The organism is Paenibacillus fonticola DSM 21315 (genome assembly GCF_000381905.1).
Classification (GTDB): domain Bacteria; phylum Bacillota; class Bacilli; order Paenibacillales; family Paenibacillaceae; genus Fontibacillus; species Fontibacillus fonticola.
Genome location: NZ_KB907255.1, coordinates 118,318 through 137,792 on the forward strand (window position 1 = coordinate 118,318; position 19,475 = coordinate 137,792).

The window sequence follows — 19,475 nt, forward strand, 5'->3', positions numbered from 1 at the left end:
GACGTAATAAATGATCTTATAACAGACCCATCCACTGCTGACGAGGTTAGCTGACGGACTCGGGTAAGATGGTACCCTACACCTCATAGGAATGAGTGATTCGCCCCAAAATGAAACTGGTTCCCCCGCTTTCTTGGCTCCTACCAAGAAACTAAGCGTGTGTTAATGATACGGTGTATCCCCGAATTTGTCAACCTTGGGTCAATTACTAGAGAGTTGTATAACTTTAAATTTTATATAAATTGACTTTATATATCTTTAAATGTATAAAAATGTTTTCTACAGCTCTCACGGTCACCTTCTTTGCCGTAACAATAGATGACATGGCCAGCAGCTCAACGCCCCAGGCTCTGCAATTTCTAGCCTCTCAAGCCCCTTGCTGTTCTGGCTTATGCTGCACGGCTATTTCAAAGGTCGTCAGTTCTGAGCTAAGAATCGGACTGTCTTCGGGTTGTTCAACCTTTTTTCCTTCGAGTTTTCCTACGGACTTTTCTTCGAATTGTTCACCGAGCTCTACTTCTGGATTTGCTAGCTTTCCCACAAGCCTTCCTGCCAGCTTTTCATCCGGGGTAGGTTCCCAGTCCTTGTGATGAACCTTTTGAGCCGCTCTGCTCGTTAACCACTTTTCAAAATACTTACGATCCTTCCACGTAGTACAAACCTGCAATTCATCGTAATCCGGGGAGTTTTCCTTGATCAGTACTTCCATGAGAACGAATCCTTCAAACGTATGCACCGATTTCGGCGTCCTGAAGCGAGCCAATATTTCGTTAGCTCTGCCTTTTTTTATACGAATAGTATTGACAGCCTTCATCATCACCATCATTTCCAGATCACCTCTTTCGATAAAAGCGAACTTAAATACTCATAAACGAAAATGGCGGCATTCCCGCCGGCCTCGGCGTGGCGGATCAGCGATATTCCGTGGGGCCCTTTGGCATAAACGGCCTGGGGATGATTTTCAACAATCGCCTTAACTATGTTCAGCTCTCCTAGCATAGCTGCGGCGAAAATATCCATTCGTGCTCCGTGCTCCAACAGCAATTTTGCAATATTGTAATTCCCCGTATGCGATGCTGCACCGAGTGCGCTCTCCCAATCACCGCTCCCCCAATCGATGACCGCATGAATAAGCGCAGGCTCCTTGAACAATAGCCTTTTAACCTCATCATAATCGCCATGAGCAGCAACGATAAATTCCCGTACCAGTTCATAGCTTAAAGGCCCTCGTGGCATGCGTATCCCTCCTTGCCGATTCTGTCCAAATTTCTCGTTCTCTGTTCATGCCGCTCTTGTCGTTCTTGCCGCTCCTCTCGTTTCCACCGTTCTTGTTGTTCTTGTTGTTCTTGTTGTTCTTGTTGTTCTTGTTGTTCTTGTTGTTCTTGTCGTTCTTGTCGTTCTTGTCGTTCCTGCCCATCTCTCTCGTTCTGCCGCCCAGCTTCTCTCCTGCACACTGCCGCACTAATTATTAGGAGCCATGATATATATACCAATGAATTTTGATTCACTTCAATTCCTCCACTCAAGTATTGATAACCATTCTCAATTAATGATCAACTCCATTTTATTGATAATGATTATCATTGTCAATAAATAGTTTGGGGATAGTCCCCTGTCGCGGTCCTTATTGTCGTCCAAGCTCCGCATGCAGCACAAAACCGGAGCTGGCGTTGGGAGCGGAGCCAGTGTTAAGAAGGAGCCAACGTTAGGAAGGGAGCCAGCGTTAGGAAGGGAGCCAGCGTTAGGAACGGTACGCGTTGAGTTTGATTTCTTTTTGTAACTGTGGCTTATTATGTAACTGTATCTCATTTGTAGCAGCGCCCTATTGTTTGGTTGTACCTTGTCAGTTAAATTTAAATGGATTTCATGTTTCTATTTTTATTCTAAAGGGGCGCTTTCGATAAATAGCTGTATTTCATGTATTAAAAAGTAAACTTTTTACCCAATTCCAACTCAATTCCCGCTCTAAGTACATGAATTCCAACTAATCGTATATGCAACTGAAAATTGCTGCTTTTAATTACAACAAATCCAGTTAATATATTTAATCATCGTTCAACCGTAGTACCGTTCAGACTCCAAACATTCAGCCACTCAGCCAATTCAATTGTTCAGTCTGCATACACCTCAGTCACTTCGCCATTCCATTGCTCATTCCCCATACTTATATTCAGTCACTCGGTCACTCAATCGCTCAGTTACTCATTCATCTAGTTACTCAGTTACTCATTCATCCAGTTATTCAGTATTTCAATCGTTCAACCGTTCAGTCACTTAGTCACTCAGTCACCCAACAGTTCAATTGTTCATCTGCAATTCAACATACGCCTTGACTCCAAACTTCATACGTCTCGACTTTACCTTCATACGTCTGTCAATCCATCTTCATGCGCCTCGACTTTACCTTCATACGTCTGTCAATCCATCTTCATACGTCTCGACTTTACCTTCATACGTCTGTCAATCCATCTTCATGCGCCTCGACTTTAACTTCATACGTCTGTCAATCCATCTTCATGCGCCTCGACTTTAACTTCATACGTCTCGCAATCCATTTTCATGCGCCACAACTTTAACTCAACTCCTCGCATTCTAACTCCATTCGTCCTCGCAATCTAACCCGCCCCCCCCTACATTCCAACGTTAAAGTTTCTGAAAAATAAAAAAGATCAGCTCGAAGCCCTCTGCAGCGAAGCTGATCCAATCCCACAACTATGATGTTTATTCAAAATAAAAACTCTAAAAACAGCAAAAAAATCATGTAGCGTGACGTTACGATATATATTATAATGTAAGTATTCTAAAAAAGAAAGGAGGCGTCTATTATGGACTTACAAACTACAATTCAGGTAATCGGCAATGTCGGATTCCCAATTGCCTTATGTTTAATTCTTCTGCAATCCATTTTAATTCAATTCAACAAGCAATTGGATGGTTTAGACAAACGTTTAGCCCAGCTTGATAAAACGATAAATACTTTAATCCGAACATTTCACCAAAAGGAAGCTGCTAAATCGTCCACCGAAGGAGACAAGTAAATGCCCGGTCAAAATGCAGGCAAAACAATAGCAGCTCCAGTGCCTTCCCTAATGCCCCAGAGCTGCTATTTTCTTAGTATGGCTGACTATAGATCGCTATAGATCACTATATATCGTTATAGATCACTATAAATCATTATATATCACTATAGATTTCTATAATTCTCTATAGTCCTCTATATATCGCTACAGATCTCACTAATTCTCTATTCTTTACTCTGCTGCTCGCTCTTTACTCTTTCATACTCTTCCTCAATCGTTCTGGACAAAAGCTCCGTAGCGGTCATATTTAACTTTTTAGCAGCAGCAGCCAGCTGTGTCTTGACATAGACAGGAACATCATAATGAAATTTTACTTTGTTACCGTAAGCCATGAAGCATCCTCCTTATTCCATCACACTTTGATATTTTTGTTCGATCAAACGTATCAACAATTGAGTGGCGGACATATCCTGAAGATCCGCCGCTTCAATAAGCTTCTCTTTAATGTCTGGCTGGAATTCGTATGGGAGTTTAATTTTGGGCTCGCTCATGCTTCCGTTTAATGATTTTTCAGTCTCAATGGCACTTTGCACCAGTTCCTGCATTGAGGAAGCCGAGGTCGTTTCTCTACCGTATCTAGGAAGGACTCTGATTAAATAATCTTTAAGCTTCCGTTGATCCTCCTCTTTGAATGCAAGGCGAAGCGAATCATTTTCAACCATTAAATCACAATCAATCTGGTAACCAAACAGCTTTAGGGAATATTTCATAACCATCCTCCTATTTTTGTTCATCTCTTGTATTATATAGTGTATCGATACGGTATACAACGTTATTCGTCATTTTATTTCCTCTTATTTATGTAATTACTGTAAAAGAGCACGGCAGCGGCACCTATAATAAAAGTTAAAATCATGATAAAAATTTGCATAACTTTCTTATTTCCCCTTTCTGCGAATTCTGCGAAGAAATTACGTAATTTTTGCGCAGTTATAGATACTGTCCCTATTTTGGCCGCTAAAGAAACATTCGGTACAATTATAATAATATTAACTAGTTTTCCAAACAATTCAAGTTAAGGAGGAATGGCAACATATGATAGTATCAATACATTGCGCTATAATACGTAATATAATATAATGTAATATATTATCCCTAATGGATATTTTAGGTATTTTGTCGTCGTTGTCTCTCTTAATAAACGCAGAGGAGTGATTCAGTATATGGTGATTTATAAAGGTGAATTAATGAATGATACAATCTCTTTATTTCATCAAATATTTCCAGTTATGCTGTGTCAACATTTTTCAAACATCATCGAATCTGCTCCGACGGCCCGCTTTTATGCCCATATCGTTGAAGATCAACCGAATTTGATCGTATACCTCGTAGAATATAACCAGCAAGAAAAGTATACTTTATGTCATCTTTTTTTAACGGATCACTTAGGACAAGATTATGATTATCAAGGGATGTCCATCGAACATGTGAACTTTTTTGAGCAAATTGCCAAACAACACTTCCCTCAAGCCTAATTCCTGCCTATTTTATTCTACTCAAACAACTGACTACTTGAAGCACAAATTGATATTTAATGTAAATAAGCGCTGACAGTACAGTCAGCGCTCCAACAAATCATATTTTCGCTTGCGTTTACAGAATCGGTGCCGCTTGATTAAGCATATGAGTCTCAACTATTTTAGCCACGCCATCTTCCATATTCGTATCGGTTACGAGATCCGCAATCGCCTTAATATCGTCCGGGGCATTTCCCATAGCTACACCAAGTCCGGCAAATTGAATCATCGCCAAATCATTGTAGCTGTCGCCTATCGCGATAACTTCCTCTCGCTTGATCCCCAGCTGCTGGATAAGATGATGCAAGCTTGTTCCTTTATCGACCCCGGCTTCCGTAAATTCCAGGAAAAACGGCTTCGACCGGACGACGTTCAACTCCCCTGCGAGCTGCGGCTGCAGCTTGTCCTCCAAAGCGATCAATTTCTCGGGATCGTCTACCATGAGCACCTTCACCACTGGCTCCTGAATTGCTTCGACAAAATTCTTAGCCTCCACAATCGGCATTCCTGTAATTTCACCTTCGATATCGGTATACTTATTGTGCGCTGGCGTTACGATTTCATCGCCGACATAAGTATGAATCCATACGCCCTCTTGCTTGCTGATTTCAAATAATTCATGCACCGTCGCTGGCGACAATGTGCTGCTAAACAAAACCTCTTGAGTAGCACAGTTCGTAATTTTAGCCCCGTTAAAAGATAGAATAAAGCTACCGTATTTCTCAAGCTCCAGTTCCTTCGCTATGTGCGTCATCGCAAATGTCGGGCGGCCCGAGGCAAGCACCACTTTATGGCCTGCCTGCTGCGCATCCATCAAAGCCTTCTTCGTACGCGGGGAAATCGTATGGTCATCCCGGAGCAGCGTATCGTCCAAATCCAATACTATCATTCTATAATTCATCTCTCTACGTCCCTTCCACTCATCTGTTCTATAGCCATGCAGCCGGCTACTCAGTCTTTGTCTACTACATAGCATACCATTTAAGGATGATTTATTGGACGTTTTCTTGCATGTTCTTTGGTCTTGCAATAATTCATTTGTTACCGATAATATTCTGATCATCTATAAATAAAGTAAATGGATACCTAGTATATGATCAGCTTATAATAAAACCTTCATAGCCTATAGTTGATATAGGCCATGAAGGTTTTTTCTGCCGCAGCGGAGATTAGGTCGATGTCTGCCTATCATTTTCCAACATTTCTCGATCATTCTCCTCCCGTCTGTCACGGCCGTTTCAGTATCGCCCACGCGTCATGGTTGACCGATCACCGAACAGTGAAACACTGCGTGCTGAGAGCTGCGCGTGATACGTATCATCGGCAATTTGATGGAGCGATTATTACAGCTAGCCTTCTACCGGATATGCCATAACGCTCATCAAGGCCAGCTCCGGCTGCGTCGTATCGAGCCTGCTGTATTGAATGATGACGGGGACATCGCTTTCTACGGTCAACGCATAAGGCACGCCAGCTGGTATACGCTCTCCTCCGCTCTCCAGCGAAGAGGTGCGGATATGCTTCGTGCGCCGTCCTTCGACGATGGCCGCAATCCCCTCCAGCGGCTCCCTGTCTTCATAATAGATAGTTATGTCGAGCTTCGCCGGCGCCTCGCCGCAGTTCAGCACGCAAATGCTTTCGTGGCTGACCAGCTCTCCCCGGCTGTCCGGCGGAATATACCCGTCAGGAATAACCCAGAAACGGTGTCCCTTCGCTTGAACTCCCATATGCAACTCTCCTTTTTTAATTGATCAAATGCGGTGCTCTTCCGGCGATAAATAACTTTCTTCCGCGCAAAGTGTCAGCTTCAAAAGTTCGATTGTTCCTATGTTCAGTTCCAGTATTTGATTCTATTGTTCAGTCCTAGTGTTCGATCCTATTGTTTAGGTCCTAATTTCAGGTCCTACTGTTCAGCCCTATTGTTCAGTCACTTGTTCAGTTTCTAACTATTCAGGTCCAATCTATCAGTTCAAAATCGTTCAGCCCGAGCCATTCAGCTGTGCGGATTCTCTTTGGAGCGCAGCAGCTGAGCCAGAAAAGCCAAGGCAAGCCCTTGTCCCCAGCCTTGAATGCGCTTATACGGTACGCCTTTGTAACCGTCCGCGTCATTCATGACCGCCGTACCAGCCGAAACGTCCGTAACAGTACCGTCGTCCTTGATCCGGGACAGAATGCCGTCGATCGATTTTTGCGTATACTTATTGTATAACCTGCCCCGCATTAGCAGCGCTGTAGCGATGCCTGCCGAACCGGACGTTTCCAGATACGAGGAATCGTCATTCAGCACCGTATGCCATAGCCCTTCCGGCGATTGCAGCCTGACGAGCGTGCTTAGCTGATCCCGCAAAGAGCCGTCGATAATCATGTAGGACGGGTGCTGAACCTCGACGTACTGCAGCGCCTTGGACATCGTCAGCGCCGCCCAGCTGTTGCCGCGTGCCCAGTATATGCCGGACATATGGTTCTGATTCAAATGATCCCAGCCGTGATAATAGAGATTCGTATCCGAATCCTGCAAAAACTCCTCATGGCCGTGATACTGCTTCAAACCATCCTCGAAATATTCCTTGTTCCCAAGCAGATGGCCGATGCGCAGCAAGTAATAGCCAGCCATAAACATCGTGTCCACCCATGCCTGCTGGGGGAATACGTCATTCACCGAATTCACCGTATGCTGAAAAATACCATCCGCGAACCGTTCCGCTTTATTTTTCAAAAACTCCGCCATTTCGACAGCCGTATTCAAATATTTTTCGTCCTGGTATACCTGATACAGCGTCAGCAGGCAGTGGCCGATCGATACCCCGTTCACGGACAGCTTCGGCAGACCGTCCTCCATATGCTCGTCAACCCATGCTTTCAGTTTGGTCAAATACTCCTCATTTCCCGTCGCCTCGTACGCTTCGCATACGCCGTAATAAGCAACGCCCCCCGGCCAATCCCAGTTAAAATCCATATTAAACGTACGTTCGACGACCCGGTCGATCGTCTGCTTCACCTTTTCCTCGTCATAAACCAATGCTGGCATATCTGTCTCTCCTCCCCATAATGGCTCAGTTTCAGTTGTCATTTGTTCCTCCCAAACGCTACCTCAGATACATTAACAAAGGCTGTAATTGCAAATCGCGGATTCCGTCCGCTATTAACCGGGCAACCGCTTCTCCCCCCTGCTCCTGGAAATGCGTGTTATCCTGCACTCCCGCAGGGAAGTTCATGTATTCGCCCGGATACACCCACATGAACAAATCCTTGCTGCCCTCCGGCCCGGCCGCCTCGAACAGCTCCTTGCTTCTGGCGGCAAGGTCGATAAGCGGCGTGTCCGTCTCGCTCGCCAGCTCTGGCATCGCCTGAATATAATCCCCGTGCGTATCGGAGAGCGTCCCGTCAGGGTTGAAATACCGGCGATGCACCGGGGTCACCAGTACCGGATGGACCCGCTTCTCCCGAGCGGCTTCGATATAATGCAGCAAATGCTGCTTGTAGGTTGTAAAAGCATCTGTACCACGTGGATCAGGCTTCTCATCGTTGTGCCCAAACTGGATCATCAGGAAATCTCCAGGCTTGGCCAACTGCAGGATCGCCTTCAGGCGCCCTTCTTCGATGAAGCTTCTTGAACTGCACCCGGACTGCGCATGATTATCGACGCATACATCGTGCTTGAACAGAGCGGGCAGCAGTTGGCCCCACCCGGCATAAGGATAGCCATCCTCCGGCTGGTCGGTCACCGTGGAGTCACCCGCCAGGAACAAGGTCATGGTACCAGGGGCCGGATGAATTTCCAGCATATTCAGCCTCGGCGCCTGTCCTGAAACATTAAGCCGAAAACGGCCGCCGCGCACGGGGATGGTGAACCTCTCTTCGAGGAACTGGCCCGGCGCTAAACGAATCGGGGGCAGTACCATCTTATTTCCACCGGCCTTCAGCGTTGTATGCGTTTCTGCTAAACTGTCTCCTACCAATATTTGAACCTGATATGTCCCGTCCGGAACCCGTACCGCAAATGTAGCTCCCATAGGAATACAGAAGCTATGATGCAATCGTGTCCTTGTGTCCACCTTGGCGGACAGGGCTGATGTGGACTTGACGACAGATTTGGACTTGACAGCAGGGTTGGGAACAAGGCTTCGATCAGGCTCAGAGTCGCAATTAGGATCAGAATTGTCATCAGATTTATAGCTACGATCAGAGTAAGAACTATAATCGGAACCAGGGTTACAATGAGGTTCAGAATTACAATCACTGACAGCAGCTTCCCGTCCTTGTCCCGCAGGTGTCCGCGCCCGGCCATACACCCGGCTGACATCCTCGAATCCATATCCTGCTTCATCGCTGTATAAGCAATCTGCAGCTACACCAATGTAACCGCTTGCGGCTTGCCCCGGACCAAAGTCAAATTTCCACGAAGTACTGTCTGGAGACGTACATTCCAAGCTGCGCTGCCCGGCCTTTGGTTCGGCATTTGCACTCTCCATTCCCTGGCCCCCTCCACCGCTCTTAGGCTTAAATATATTTTCCTTCATCTACTATCCTTTCAACCCGCTGCTGCTAATTCCTTCCACGATTTGTTTCTGGAATATAAAAAATACAACAACGACCGGAATAAGGCTGACGATCGACATGGCGAACATCGCCCCCCAGTTCGAGCCGGATTCACTATCCAGAAACATTTTGAGCCCCATCGATACGGTATATTTCTGGGGGGAGTTTAAGTACAGTACCGGACCGATCAGATCTTCCCACCGCCAATAGAAGGAAAATATGGCTGCGGTCGCCAGCGCCGGTTTTATGAGCGGCAAAATAATGCGATAAAAAAGCCGGAACTTGTCGCATCCGTCGATCGTCGCCGCCTCATCCAGCTCCATCGGAATCGAGCGGATAAATTGAATCATCAGGAAAATAAAAAACGGTGCCCCGAAGTAGTTCGGTATGACGATCGGCTTAATGCTGTTTAACCATCCGAGCTTGGAAAAAATAATGTACTGCGGAACGAGCACCACGTCATGCGGCAGCATCAGCGTCACCATCATTAGAGCGAACCAAAGATTGCGACCTCTAAAATCAAGCCGGCCGAAGCCGAAAGCGACGAGCGCCGAAGTAATTACGACGCCAATCGTGGCGAGTATGACGATAACGAGGGAATTGACGATAAATTGAGCAAAAGGCTGCCCGCCGACGCCTGACCAGCCGGCCGCGTAGTTTCCAAAATCCCAAGACTGCGGGATCAGCTGCGAGGCCGTGGCAAATATCGTGCGGCTTTCCTTGAAGGAGCTCATAAACAACCAGATGATCGGGTACAGCATAAGTATGGCAATAGCGCCAACGAGAAGATGGTAAGCCGGCCATTTCCATTTGCTTGATACCATAATCAGCGGCCTCCTTTCGACTCATAGAACACCCAAAATTTCGATGTTTTGAACAGGATCGCTGTCATAATGCCGATCATGATGAGCATGACCCAAGCCATCGCCGCCGCGTACCCCATGTTGTTGAACATGAAGGCCTGCCGGAATAAATACAGGGAATAGAGTAGGGTGCCGTCCATCGGGGTTCCTTCCCCTTTGGAAATAATATACGCCGGCACAAAGGTCATGAACGCGCTGATCGTCTGCATGATCAGGTTGAACAAAATGATCGGGCTAAGCAGCGGCAGCGTAATTTTCATAAATTTGCGGGGAGCGGTTGCTCCATCGATGCTGGCTGCTTCATACATGTCTGGCGAAATATTTTTCAATCCGGCTAAAAAGATAAGCATCGACGATCCGAACTGCCACACCGACAGTGCGATTAACGTTCCAAGCGCGGCATTGGGGTCGCCGTACCAGGCTACGGGAGGAATGCCAAGGAAGATGAGCAGGCTGTTCACGATCCCTTGTTCATTAAAAATGTTGCGCCACATAATCGAAACGGCTACGCTTCCGCCGATAATCGACGGCAAATAATAAATGGTGCGGTAAACGCCAACCGCCCTTGACTTCGTATTCAGCAGCATAGCGACGAACAAGGCAAACATCAGCCGCAGCGGCACACCTGCAAATACGTATATAAAAGTAACTCTGACCGAGTTCCAATATTTTTGATCCTGGGTAAACATTTTTTTAAAATTGAAGGTCCCAATCCATTGAGGATCATTAAACAAATTATAATTCGTAAACGATAAATATAACGAAATCACGACTGGAATAAGCGTAAAGGCCAAAAACCCGATCACAAACGGACTGATAAAAGCATACCCGGTCAAATCAGCTTTCAATGACTTGTTCCGCAAGGCATCTGCACCTCCTGGCAGTTTCTTGAGCATTCATGCATGAGAATAACAGCGGTAAATAAACATTCATCGGAACGTTATTTACCGCTATTATTTAGTGGTCAAAGGCTGCCCAGCCTACTTGTTGTTGGCCAGAATGCCGTTGGCCTCCTGCCGGAACCTTTCAGCCGCCTTCTCCGGAGTGATCTGACCGTAATTGATCTGCTCCACCAGGTCAGCAAGTGAGGCGATCACCTGCGGGGAACCGACCGGCGGCGCCGGGCTCATCGGCGAGCTTTTCTCTTCCATCGCTGCGACGAAGTCAAATACCTGCTTCTCCGGCTCCGACAATTCCGAGACAATCGCCTCTTTGATGGACGCCGAGATCGGCACGCCGCGCTCTCCTTTGATCATTTTGTTCGCTTCCACATCGTTAATCCAGAAGTCGATGAACTTGGCTGCCTCTTCCTTGTTCTTGGAGTGGGAAGTGATGGACCAGAACATGCTCGGCTGCATATACAGCCCCTTCTCCATATTCGGCCCTGTCATTGGCGCCAGTTCCATCGGCCGGTTGACCGCAGCCTGCAGTCCGACGTACTGATTCGACCATTGCCATACGCCGATGCCCATTCCTTTTACAATTTCCGATTCTTCTAAAATCCCTTTGGTCTGCGTCAGCTTCTCTTGAGACGGCACAGCCCCCTCTTTAATCAGCCTGGCCAGCCGTCCAAAAAATTCCGCAAACAAAGCATCATCCTCATATCCCAGCGCCGTTCCTTCTGGGTTATAAAGTGAAAGTCCATGGGTGCGCAGGAAATAGTGGAAGAAAATATCCGGTGCCATGGAGCCATCCATCACATAACCTGCATCCCGGGCTTTCATTGCAATTTCCTCATATTGATTCCAGGTCCAATTTTCCGGAATGCTGTCCACACCCGACTTCTTCAGCAGTTCGGGATCATATTGAAAACCAAGCACGTTGACGCCAGTTGGCACGCCATATTGCACATCGTTAATTTGTCCTGTTGAAATGACATTTTCGTTGACGTCATCCACTTTGATTTGATTGCCCATGTAAGACGTCAAGTCTTCGAGTTGGCCATTTTTGGCATATTGCACAATATAAGAAATGTCCATCTGCACAATATCCGGCAGCTGGTTCGCCGCCGCCTGCGGCGCAAGCTTCTTCCAATAATCATCAAAAGCTGCATATTCGACATCGATCTTTACGTGCGGGTTTTGTTCCTGGTACTTATCAATAATTTGCTGGGTATACTCGTGGCGCTTATCGCCTCCCCACCAGGCGATTCTCAGGGTAGTCTTGTCTTTCTTGTCTGTACTCTGCTCAGCAGCCTTTCCATTGCCCTCTCCGCCACTGCTTCCTCCGGCGTTACCTCCGGTGCTGCCTCCTCCACCGCAGGCAGGCAAAATGAACAACAAGGCCACCAGCAACCATAAAGCCGTTTTCTTCCTCACAACCATTCTCCCCTTTCGTCGATCGCTAGCTTGATAACGCTTACAAATTGATCAATATCATTGTCGCCCCTAAGGGGGGTGCAAGGAAACTCACTGAACCGACTTAAAGGTATAAAAATCAGAGGTGCTGTTCAAAAGATTTACGATATTCCGTCGGGGTCATCCCCATCCACTTTTTGAATGCTTGGCTAAAATATTTGGAGTTGCCTCCGAAGCCGTACGAATCAGCGAGCTCGAATACCTTCACATCGCCGCTGCGGCGAATTTGCTCTGCGGCCCGCTCAATCCGCAGGCGGCTTAAATAATGAGAGAAGTTGTCCCCGGTGACCTGCTTGAACACTTTACCAAGATAATCCGGGTTCATGTAGAGCATTTCATGGGCTACCGCATTCAAGGTCAGTTCCGCGTTCATGTAATGCTGTTCAACAATGGAAATCATCCGCTCAACGATCGAGGAGCGCCGGCTAATGCTGTTCTTGTAATATCCGGCGGTAACGTGCAGCGCGGCCTCTTTGACGAATAATGTCAAGCCCGGCAGTGTATCCAGCTTCACAAGCTCGGCCATTTGCGCTGTAAAGCGGTGACGGTCTTCCGGCGAGCATAAACGAATCAGCATTGCGTACAGCTCGAGCACATAAGAGCGCGTAACGCCGATTTCCAGACAGCGCTCACCCAGCTGGCAAAATAACCGGTCAAGCTCATGTTCCACCTCTTCTCTAAGCCCTGATTTAACCAAAAGGGCCATCCGCTCCTCATCCAGCTCTATATCACCGCTCCCCCGCTCATCAGCGGGCAAATCGCTTTTCGTAATCAAGCTGCCTTCTCCAACGTAGAAACGATGATTCATGCACTGAAGCGCCTCACGATATAACCTACGCCCGGCTTCCATCGGCCCGGCTTCACTAAGAGCGATCGTTAATTCCACGCTATAAAAGCCGATAAACGTCCGTTTCACTTCCTCGATACTCTGCAGCAATATTGCTGGTTCCAGCGTTTCCTGAACGAGAATCAGCAGTCTTCCGTTCAGCGTCGCTCCCAGCAGCACATTGGTCAGCAAATCCTCCGCTATATTTTTCAGGGCAAATAAATGCTCATATTCATGGGAATGCTCCAGCTGAAATAAAATCAGGCGCACCGGCTGCTCCCCCGTCTTGAGCCCGAACAATTCCTGGTAATAGTCTAAATCACTGGGCCCATAGGTTTTGTTCGAGACGAGCTCGCGCAAAAACTGCTCCTTCACATGAGGAAGCACCTTGTTCATCCCTTCCTTCATGCTGGCTACAAACCGCTCTTTCTCCAGCTGCTCCTCCCGTTCAGCGACGAGCTCCGCCAGCGCTTCATATATTTGCGCCTCGTTGCACGGCTTGAGCAAATAATGCTTCACGCCATATTGCATCGCGCTGCGGGCATATTCAAAATCCTTGTACCCGGTCAGCATAATAAAGCGAATATCCGGAAAAGACTGGAGCGTTTTCTCCACCAGTTCAAGCCCGTTCAGCCCTGGCATTGAAATATCGCTAATGACAAAGTCTGGCCGCTCCTTAACGATCAGCTCGTAGGCTTCAATTCCGTTGCGCGCTGTTCCAGTCAGCTCGGTTCCTGCGCTGCTCCAGTCTACGATCTGCTGAATCCCCTCCAATATCATGCGCTCATCATCCACCAATAGTACTTTATACATCGTTGTCCTCCCCTTGTCTGTATGGAATGCGTACGTGGATCGCCGTGCGGGCGCCTGGCTCGCTCTCGATCCGGATTCCCCATTCATGGCCGAAAGTCAGCTTGATCCGGTCCTCAATATTGGACAACCCGATGCCTTTGCCTCTGGTCTGTACCCTGCCCTGCCTAAGATTCGTCAGAAATTCAGGCGTCATGCCCGGTCCATCATCCTCCACCCGGATATCGAGCCCCCCATTCCGCTCTGCCGCCGCGGCTACGACGATGCGGATATGGCAAGTGTCGATTTTCGGCTCCAATGCGTAATGGATGGCATTTTCGAGCAGCGGCTGCAGCGTCATTTTCGGAATAAGTGCGTCCAAATATTCGTCTGGAACTTCCAGCTGGAAGTCCAGCCGCTCTTCAAAGCGGATACGCTGAATCGTCACATAGCTGCGCACGATGTCCAGCTCCGACCTTAGCGTAATCAAGCTTGTGCCGTCGTCTAGCGAGCTGCGCAGCAAAAAGCCCAGCGCCTCCACCATTTGCGATATTTTCGTTTGACGATTCACCTTGGCCAGCCAGTTAATAGAATCCAGCGTGTTATACAAAAAATGCGGATTGATTTGCGCCTGAAGCGCTTTCAATTCTGTTTCGCGAATGACCAGCTGTTTGGCGTAATTTTGGTTAATGAGCTCGCGGATGCGCTGGATCATCATCTTGAACGTGCGCTGCAGATGCTCGACTTCGGTCTGCGAAGTTTTGGGCACCTCTCCGAGTGATTGTTCTTCCAGGTTGTCGAGATCTCCCTTTTCGATCTTGCGCATCTTTTTAATCAACTGCTCGATCGGCCGGGTAATGCTGCGCGACAAGCGGACGCCAAGGGCAATTCCAATAAGCAAAATCAGTATAAAGATGACCGTGACCAGTTCCTTAACGAACGAAATCGTACGGAACATGCTGTCATATGGAGTCATATTCAAATAAGTCCAGCCTAGATCAGAGGACCGTACCCGGGTAAAAAAGTAGCGATTCCCGCCGACCATCGTGAGGCCGTAAGACTCTGGACGGCGCAGTTCAGCGGCAAGGTCACCCTCCAAAATAAGGGGTTGGTCCGGATATATAATTTTGCTTCCGTCCGTAATGATGAGGTGATTGTCATCTCCGCTGCTCTGCACGAAGTCCTCCATAATGCGGTCCTTGCGGAAGCGGACAATAAGCGTCCCGAGGTTGTCCATCGGAAAGGTTGTACCGCTGTACGACCTGATTTGCCGTACGGCATACAGCGAACGGTCGCTGCCGACGTACCATATGTTCGATCCATTTGCGGATTCAGCAATTGTGACGAGCTCATCTTGCAGTTCCTGCGCCATGCCCCCCCGATTGCCTCCGATTAAGGCATGCTTCTCCCGGTCGATGACCATGATCGAATAGACCAATTTCTCCGAGCCGGCGATCGAAGTGAGCCGGTCCATAATTTTTTTGCGCTGGATCGCTTTCTGATAGGCAGTGGCATCCTCCACCTTCAGATAAGCCAGGCTTTGCTGAAGCTGCTCATCCGAGAACACCCGGAACGACAGCTCCTCCTGCTCCCGCAGCTGCTTTTCAATCCCCAGCGCCGAGCTGTTCAGCACCTGGGACGTCCGCTCGTACATTTGCCGGTCGTACAAACTGGTCACGTACTTTAACGCTATTAAATACAGAGCAAAGCTGATCATCATCAGCAGTATGATCAACACTAGCATTTTATGATAGATTCCAGCTTCCCTGAACAATCCGCGAATTTTCCCCGTCAAAAAGGCCACCCCGTTTCAAGGTCGATACAGTTCAAGCGTATATCCACATTTTACATAATTAACAAGCCGCGGGATACCCAACAATATATCTTGTCCGCCAGAGGATATGTCATCTAGGCAGGGGAATACATCATCTAGGCAGGGAATACGTATTGTGTGTCTGTATACTTTACCGTATTTTCACACTGAAAAACCACAGAATGGTTGGAGTACCAACGACAATTCTGTGGTTAACAGGTAATTACTGAGTAGTTATGTTGAAAATGTGAAATTATATTTTGTTAGGCTTCTCCCGAGGCCACAATACATCCTGCTCATAAGCCTTCACTACATCCAGCCACTGCTCACGCACAGGCACGCCTTGGGAGGCGCAGTAATAATCCCATACCGCCCCGAACGGATATGACTTGAATTCCTCGGCTAATGCCAGGCGAGAGGTGTAATCGCCCGCAAGCTCGATCGCCTTCAGCTCCTCGACCGGTTCCAGCAGTGCCCGCAGCAGCGCCTTAATCGTATTGCGCGTGCCGATGACCCAAGCTGCAATATGGTTAATACTGCCGTCGAAGAAATCCAGGCCGATATGCGTTCTTCCCAGCAAATTGCCGCGTACTAACTCCCGCGCAATTTCCAGCAGCTCGTCGTCCATCGTAACGACATGGTCGCTGTCCCACCGTACCGGACGGCTGACGTGGAGCAGCACTTGCTCGCTGAACAGCAGAATGGAGGACAGCTTGTTGCTGATCACCTCTGTCGGGTGGAAATGCCCGGCATCGAGACAAATCGCTTTGCCCCGGGTAAGACCGTAGCCCATGTAAAATTCATGCGAGCCTACTACGTAACTTTCCGAACCGAGGCCGAACAGCTTGCTTTCCACCGCATCGATATTGTAACGAGAGTCGATCGCTTCGCTGAAAATTTCGTCCAGCGATGCCTTCAGGCGCTCCCTTGGCGACAAGCGGTCCACCGGCACGTCTTTATAACCATCGGGAATCCAGACGTTCGTCACGCAGGGCTGTCCCAACTCCCTGCCGAAGTGCTCGGCGATTTTGCGGGAGGCCTTGCCGTGGCGAATCCAGAACTGGCGGATCTCATCGTCCGCATGACTTAGCGTGAATCCGTCCTCCGCTTTCGGATGCGAGAAATAGGTCGGATTAAAATCCAGGCCGAGGCCCTGTTCCCTGGCCCACTCCACCCAGCGCTGAAAATGGCGCGGCTCAAGCTCATCCAAATCGACCTGCTCGTCCGTGTCCGCATAAATCGCGTGCAAATTCACCTTATGTTTGCCAGGGATCAGCGAGAGAGCCTTCTCCAGATCATCCCTAAGCTGCTGCGGCGTTTCGGCCCGTCCCGGATAGCTGCCGGTTACCGCTATGCCGCCGCTCAGTTCTTTATCTTTGAACAGGAAGCCGCGGACATCGTCACCCTGCCAGCAGTGCAGAGATATTTTGATCTCCTTCAGCTTCTCCAGCGCCTTCTCTACGTCAATCCCATGAGCGGCATACAGCCGCTTGGCTTCGTTATAGCTGTTCATCACGCTTGCATCCATTTTATCTTCCTCCTCCTGATTGCTTCGCATTCCAAGATTTTCGCACTTTCCCTATCATCCTGCATCCTCATCCTGCATCCGTTCTTCGTTTTATCCTCTTTATTTATTTTATCCGTTGCCTTTCGCTACTGCTCCAATCCCCGTTTCCAATCTTCCTGCATTTTCCGCCAGCTCTGTACCATAGCGCTCTATTTGAATTTCCTCCAATGTTTTACCCCGCGTTTCCGGGGCCATAATGACGCCAATGACCGCTGCAATAACGAGGAAGCCGATCATGATCAAGCCCGACACCATAAATCCCAGCGTAGTCAGCATGGTCGGAACGACCAAGGAGATGAGGCCCACTGCAATACGAGCGACACTAAACATGAAACCCTGTGCCTTGGCGCGGTATTTCGTATGAAACAGTTCACCTGCCCACAGTCCGTAGAACGCCTGGGCTCCGAATCCGGCGGCGACACCCCATAGTACCACGAACAGCAGCAGTTCGGTGATGCCCATTCCTCCAAAGGCAAGAATCGCCCAGGCCACAATTCCCATTGCCGCTCCGATGCCGTACAACAGCTTCCGGTTCATTTTATCGCCAAGCTTAATAAACACAAAGTAAGTCGAAGCTACCGTCAAAATCCAGAGGAAGGCCTGCAAAAGATTCGCTTGGGCAGCGGTAAGGCCGCCTACCTTTTGGTAAATATACGGCATGAAATAGCCCATCACTCCAGCCACCAGATTCCAGAAGCAGTAAATCCCCAGCAGCAATAACATTGCCCGTAAATTCGCTTTGTTCGTAAAGAGCTCTTTAATCGGACTCTTCAACGTTTTCCCCTTCGCCTGGAGCTGGGCCTCTCTTGCCTTCTCCTCCTCCCATATTTTGCTTTCATTGATCTGCTGCTGCATGATCCAGGTGATCAGCGCAATAATAAACAGCTGGGCAAAAATGATCCGGCTGCCGAGCAGCCCGAGCGGAGCCAGCGCCACAGACAGCAGCAGGGAAATCGCTGGCCCGACAGACCAGGCCAATTGGCCGTAGCCGACACGTGCTGCGCGCTCTTTGGCCGGGGCCTCCTCCAAAATATACGTCCAAGCCGCGGGAATCGCCGCACCTACAGCTATGCCGGTAATAATATAACCGGCCAGCAGCATCGGGAAGTTGAAGGATATCGTTACCAGCAGCACCCCGAGCATATATACAAGCAAATCATATTTATAAATCAGCTTGCGTCCATACTTGTCAACCAGGTAGCCGCCAATCAACGCGCCGATCGCTGACCCAAAGCCGTTGGCACTTAGTGCACCCAGCAGCCCCAGCTTCACATCGCTCAGCTTCAGATATTCCACCCAAAGGGACAACCCCCCGGCACCAGCTACGATCGAGCCTGCTTCGAGATAATTGGACATCGCCACCGTCAACGTTGACTTAAAACTATTTTTGGGACGGCCTGCCACAGCGCTGCTGCTCATTCCGCTCTCTCCTCCCTTGCCGCACTATGAAGATAAAATACATCCTTCAGCTCTCTGGACACCGGACTATGGTCTGCGTTAGTTTCCATAATGTCCTTCATATACTCCCACCATTTCCGGCAAATTGCCGTATCCGCAGACTTGGACCACAGCTCCTCGTCTTCAATTTCCAAATAAGCGAACAATACATCGGTCTCCTCATCCAGAAAAATGGAATAGCTCACCACACCATGCTCCAGCAGCATTTGTTCCATCTCCGGCCACAGCTCATCATGCCGTTTCCGATACTCTTCATGGCATCCTTTAAACACTTTCATCACCGAGGCTTTTCTTATCATGGACAAGCTCCTTTCCAATCTCAAAGGGTCATAGATATTGCCATCTGCCCTTGTCAACCTGTTTCTCTAATATAGAACTGCCCCGTTGTTGCCAGTAGGAGAGAATGTTCGGAATGGGTAGACGATCTTCAGGAAATGCCTCGAAAATGCTTCGAAATGTTCAAGAGAGGCTTAAAAGATGCTTTCGAGAGCTCTTAGAGAGCTTTTAGAGATGCTCAAGAGAGCTTAAGAGAACTTAAGAGGGCTTAAAAGGGCTTAAAAGAACTTAAGAGACGTTTCGAGATACTTAAGAGATGTTTTAAAGATTTCAGAGATGTATTTGCAGCACAAAAAAACGCCTTTCGGCGTCTATAATACTCACTGTTCT

General features: G+C 48.3%; 19 protein-coding genes and 1 riboswitch. Of the genes, 2 read left to right on the top strand and 17 right to left on the bottom strand.

Features of this window, described 5'->3' with window-relative positions:
• Positions 1-20: 20 nt before the first annotated feature.
• A riboswitch (cyclic di-AMP (ydaO/yuaA leader) is annotated at positions 21-168 on the bottom strand.
• Positions 169-367: 199 nt separating this feature from the next.
• Genes G358_RS0112835 through G358_RS33075 form a run of 3 tightly spaced genes read right to left on the bottom strand, consistent with a single transcriptional unit; the run spans position 368 to position 1,417 of the window.
• Complete coding sequence (locus tag G358_RS0112835) at positions 368-826, bottom strand: antibiotic biosynthesis monooxygenase (protein WP_019637635.1); 459 nt, start codon at positions 824-826, stop codon at positions 368-370.
• Positions 823-1,236, bottom strand: coding sequence for an ankyrin repeat domain-containing protein (locus G358_RS0112840; protein WP_019637636.1), 414 nt, complete (start codon positions 1,234-1,236; stop codon positions 823-825). Before G358_RS0112840 ends, G358_RS0112835 begins: the two co-directional genes overlap by 4 nt.
• Positions 1,211-1,417 carry a hypothetical protein gene (locus G358_RS33075; protein WP_157274355.1) on the bottom strand — a complete coding sequence of 69 codons (207 nt, stop codon included), beginning with the start codon at positions 1,415-1,417 and terminating at the stop codon, positions 1,211-1,213. The genes G358_RS0112840 and G358_RS33075 overlap by 26 nt, the downstream gene beginning before the upstream one ends.
• Positions 1,418-2,825: 1,408 nt before the next feature.
• Between G358_RS33075 and G358_RS30085 the strand changes: the two genes are divergently transcribed.
• Positions 2,826-3,038, top strand: coding sequence for a hypothetical protein (locus G358_RS30085; protein WP_019637638.1), 213 nt, complete (start codon positions 2,826-2,828; stop codon positions 3,036-3,038).
• Between the two features lie 206 nt (positions 3,039-3,244).
• Here G358_RS30085 and G358_RS33465 read toward each other — a convergent pair whose 3' ends face one another.
• Together G358_RS33465 and G358_RS0112860 are read right to left on the bottom strand one after the other, a co-directional pair.
• Positions 3,245-3,412, bottom strand: coding sequence for a hypothetical protein (locus tag G358_RS33465; protein ID WP_019637639.1), 168 nt, complete (start codon positions 3,410-3,412; stop codon positions 3,245-3,247).
• Positions 3,413-3,424: 12 nt separating this feature from the next.
• On the bottom strand, positions 3,425-3,790 hold the full coding sequence (locus G358_RS0112860; protein ID WP_019637640.1) for a hypothetical protein: 366 nt from the start codon (positions 3,788-3,790) through the stop codon (positions 3,425-3,427).
• A 453-nt stretch (positions 3,791-4,243) separates the two neighbouring features.
• On the opposite strand from G358_RS0112860, the gene G358_RS0112865 reads away from it, so the two are divergent.
• Positions 4,244-4,555, top strand: a complete 312-nt coding sequence (locus G358_RS0112865; RefSeq protein ID WP_019637641.1) for a hypothetical protein — start codon at positions 4,244-4,246, stop codon at positions 4,553-4,555.
• 118 nt (positions 4,556-4,673) lie between these two features.
• On the opposite strand, the gene G358_RS0112870 is transcribed toward G358_RS0112865, so the two are convergent.
• The 12 genes from G358_RS0112870 to rhaM form a co-directional block, all read right to left on the bottom strand.
• Positions 4,674-5,498 carry a Cof-type HAD-IIB family hydrolase gene (locus G358_RS0112870; RefSeq protein WP_019637642.1) on the bottom strand — a complete coding sequence of 275 codons (825 nt, stop codon included), beginning with the start codon at positions 5,496-5,498 and terminating at the stop codon, positions 4,674-4,676.
• Positions 5,499-5,946: 448 nt separating this feature from the next.
• Complete coding sequence (locus tag G358_RS0112875; RefSeq protein WP_019637643.1) at positions 5,947-6,324, bottom strand: sensory rhodopsin transducer; 378 nt, start codon at positions 6,322-6,324, stop codon at positions 5,947-5,949.
• A gap of 266 nt (positions 6,325-6,590) precedes the next feature.
• Positions 6,591-7,625, bottom strand: a complete 1,035-nt coding sequence (locus G358_RS0112880; RefSeq protein WP_019637644.1) for a glycoside hydrolase family 88/105 protein — start codon at positions 7,623-7,625, stop codon at positions 6,591-6,593.
• 58 nt (positions 7,626-7,683) lie between these two features.
• On the bottom strand, positions 7,684-9,069 hold the full coding sequence (locus G358_RS30090; protein WP_019637645.1) for a rhamnogalacturonan acetylesterase: 1,386 nt from the start codon (positions 9,067-9,069) through the stop codon (positions 7,684-7,686).
• A gap of 51 nt (positions 9,070-9,120) precedes the next feature.
• A complete protein-coding gene (locus tag G358_RS0112890; RefSeq protein ID WP_019637646.1) occupies positions 9,121-9,960 on the bottom strand; it encodes a carbohydrate ABC transporter permease in 840 nt (279 codons plus the stop codon).
• A 2-nt stretch (positions 9,961-9,962) separates the two neighbouring features.
• Positions 9,963-10,895 carry a carbohydrate ABC transporter permease gene (locus G358_RS0112895; RefSeq protein ID WP_033404012.1) on the bottom strand — a complete coding sequence of 311 codons (933 nt, stop codon included), beginning with the start codon at positions 10,893-10,895 and terminating at the stop codon, positions 9,963-9,965.
• Positions 10,896-10,979: 84 nt separating this feature from the next.
• Complete coding sequence (locus G358_RS0112900; protein WP_033404013.1) at positions 10,980-12,323, bottom strand: ABC transporter substrate-binding protein; 1,344 nt, start codon at positions 12,321-12,323, stop codon at positions 10,980-10,982.
• 112 nt (positions 12,324-12,435) lie between these two features.
• Positions 12,436-13,995: a response regulator gene (locus G358_RS0112905; RefSeq protein ID WP_019637649.1), complete on the bottom strand. Its 1,560-nt coding sequence runs from the start codon at positions 13,993-13,995 to the stop codon at positions 12,436-12,438.
• Positions 13,988-15,715, bottom strand: coding sequence for a sensor histidine kinase (locus G358_RS0112910; protein ID WP_084662793.1), 1,728 nt, complete (start codon positions 15,713-15,715; stop codon positions 13,988-13,990). Before G358_RS0112910 ends, G358_RS0112905 begins: the two co-directional genes overlap by 8 nt.
• Positions 15,716-16,037: 322 nt before the next feature.
• Positions 16,038-17,312 carry an L-rhamnose isomerase gene (gene rhaA / locus G358_RS0112915; RefSeq protein ID WP_019637651.1) on the bottom strand — a complete coding sequence of 425 codons (1,275 nt, stop codon included), beginning with the start codon at positions 17,310-17,312 and terminating at the stop codon, positions 16,038-16,040.
• Between the two features lie 108 nt (positions 17,313-17,420).
• Complete coding sequence (locus G358_RS30095; protein ID WP_019637652.1) at positions 17,421-18,770, bottom strand: MFS transporter; 1,350 nt, start codon at positions 18,768-18,770, stop codon at positions 17,421-17,423.
• Complete coding sequence (gene rhaM / locus G358_RS0112925; RefSeq protein ID WP_019637653.1) at positions 18,767-19,108, bottom strand: L-rhamnose mutarotase; 342 nt, start codon at positions 19,106-19,108, stop codon at positions 18,767-18,769. Before rhaM ends, G358_RS30095 begins: the two co-directional genes overlap by 4 nt.
• Positions 19,109-19,475 lie beyond the last annotated feature (367 nt).

Coding starts and splice junctions, on each gene's coding strand:
- G358_RS0112835 (WP_019637635.1), bottom strand. CDS start 826: ATGATGGTGATGATGAAGGCTGTCAATACTATTCGTATAAAAAAAGGC.
- G358_RS0112840 (WP_019637636.1), bottom strand. CDS start 1,236: ATGCCACGAGGGCCTTTAAGCTATGAACTGGTACGGGAATTTATCGTT.
- G358_RS33075 (WP_157274355.1), bottom strand. CDS start 1,417: ATGGGCAGGAACGACAAGAACGACAAGAACGACAAGAACAACAAGAAC.
- G358_RS30085 (WP_019637638.1), top strand. CDS start 2,826: ATGGACTTACAAACTACAATTCAGGTAATCGGCAATGTCGGATTCCCA.
- G358_RS33465 (WP_019637639.1), bottom strand. CDS start 3,412: ATGGCTTACGGTAACAAAGTAAAATTTCATTATGATGTTCCTGTCTAT.
- G358_RS0112860 (WP_019637640.1), bottom strand. CDS start 3,790: ATGAAATATTCCCTAAAGCTGTTTGGTTACCAGATTGATTGTGATTTA.
- G358_RS0112865 (WP_019637641.1), top strand. CDS start 4,244: ATGGTGATTTATAAAGGTGAATTAATGAATGATACAATCTCTTTATTT.
- G358_RS0112870 (WP_019637642.1), bottom strand. CDS start 5,498: ATGAATTATAGAATGATAGTATTGGATTTGGACGATACGCTGCTCCGG.
- G358_RS0112875 (WP_019637643.1), bottom strand. CDS start 6,324: ATGGGAGTTCAAGCGAAGGGACACCGTTTCTGGGTTATTCCTGACGGG.
- G358_RS0112880 (WP_019637644.1), bottom strand. CDS start 7,625: ATGCCAGCATTGGTTTATGACGAGGAAAAGGTGAAGCAGACGATCGAC.
- G358_RS30090 (WP_019637645.1), bottom strand. CDS start 9,069: ATGGAGAGTGCAAATGCCGAACCAAAGGCCGGGCAGCGCAGCTTGGAA.
- G358_RS0112890 (WP_019637646.1), bottom strand. CDS start 9,960: ATGGTATCAAGCAAATGGAAATGGCCGGCTTACCATCTTCTCGTTGGC.
- G358_RS0112895 (WP_033404012.1), bottom strand. CDS start 10,895: ATGCTCAAGAAACTGCCAGGAGGTGCAGATGCCTTGCGGAACAAGTCA.
- G358_RS0112900 (WP_033404013.1), bottom strand. CDS start 12,323: ATGGTTGTGAGGAAGAAAACGGCTTTATGGTTGCTGGTGGCCTTGTTG.
- G358_RS0112905 (WP_019637649.1), bottom strand. CDS start 13,995: ATGTATAAAGTACTATTGGTGGATGATGAGCGCATGATATTGGAGGGG.
- G358_RS0112910 (WP_084662793.1), bottom strand. CDS start 15,715: ATGCTAGTGTTGATCATACTGCTGATGATGATCAGCTTTGCTCTGTAT.
- rhaA (WP_019637651.1), bottom strand. CDS start 17,312: ATGGATGCAAGCGTGATGAACAGCTATAACGAAGCCAAGCGGCTGTAT.
- G358_RS30095 (WP_019637652.1), bottom strand. CDS start 18,770: ATGAGCAGCAGCGCTGTGGCAGGCCGTCCCAAAAATAGTTTTAAGTCA.
- rhaM (WP_019637653.1), bottom strand. CDS start 19,108: ATGATAAGAAAAGCCTCGGTGATGAAAGTGTTTAAAGGATGCCATGAA.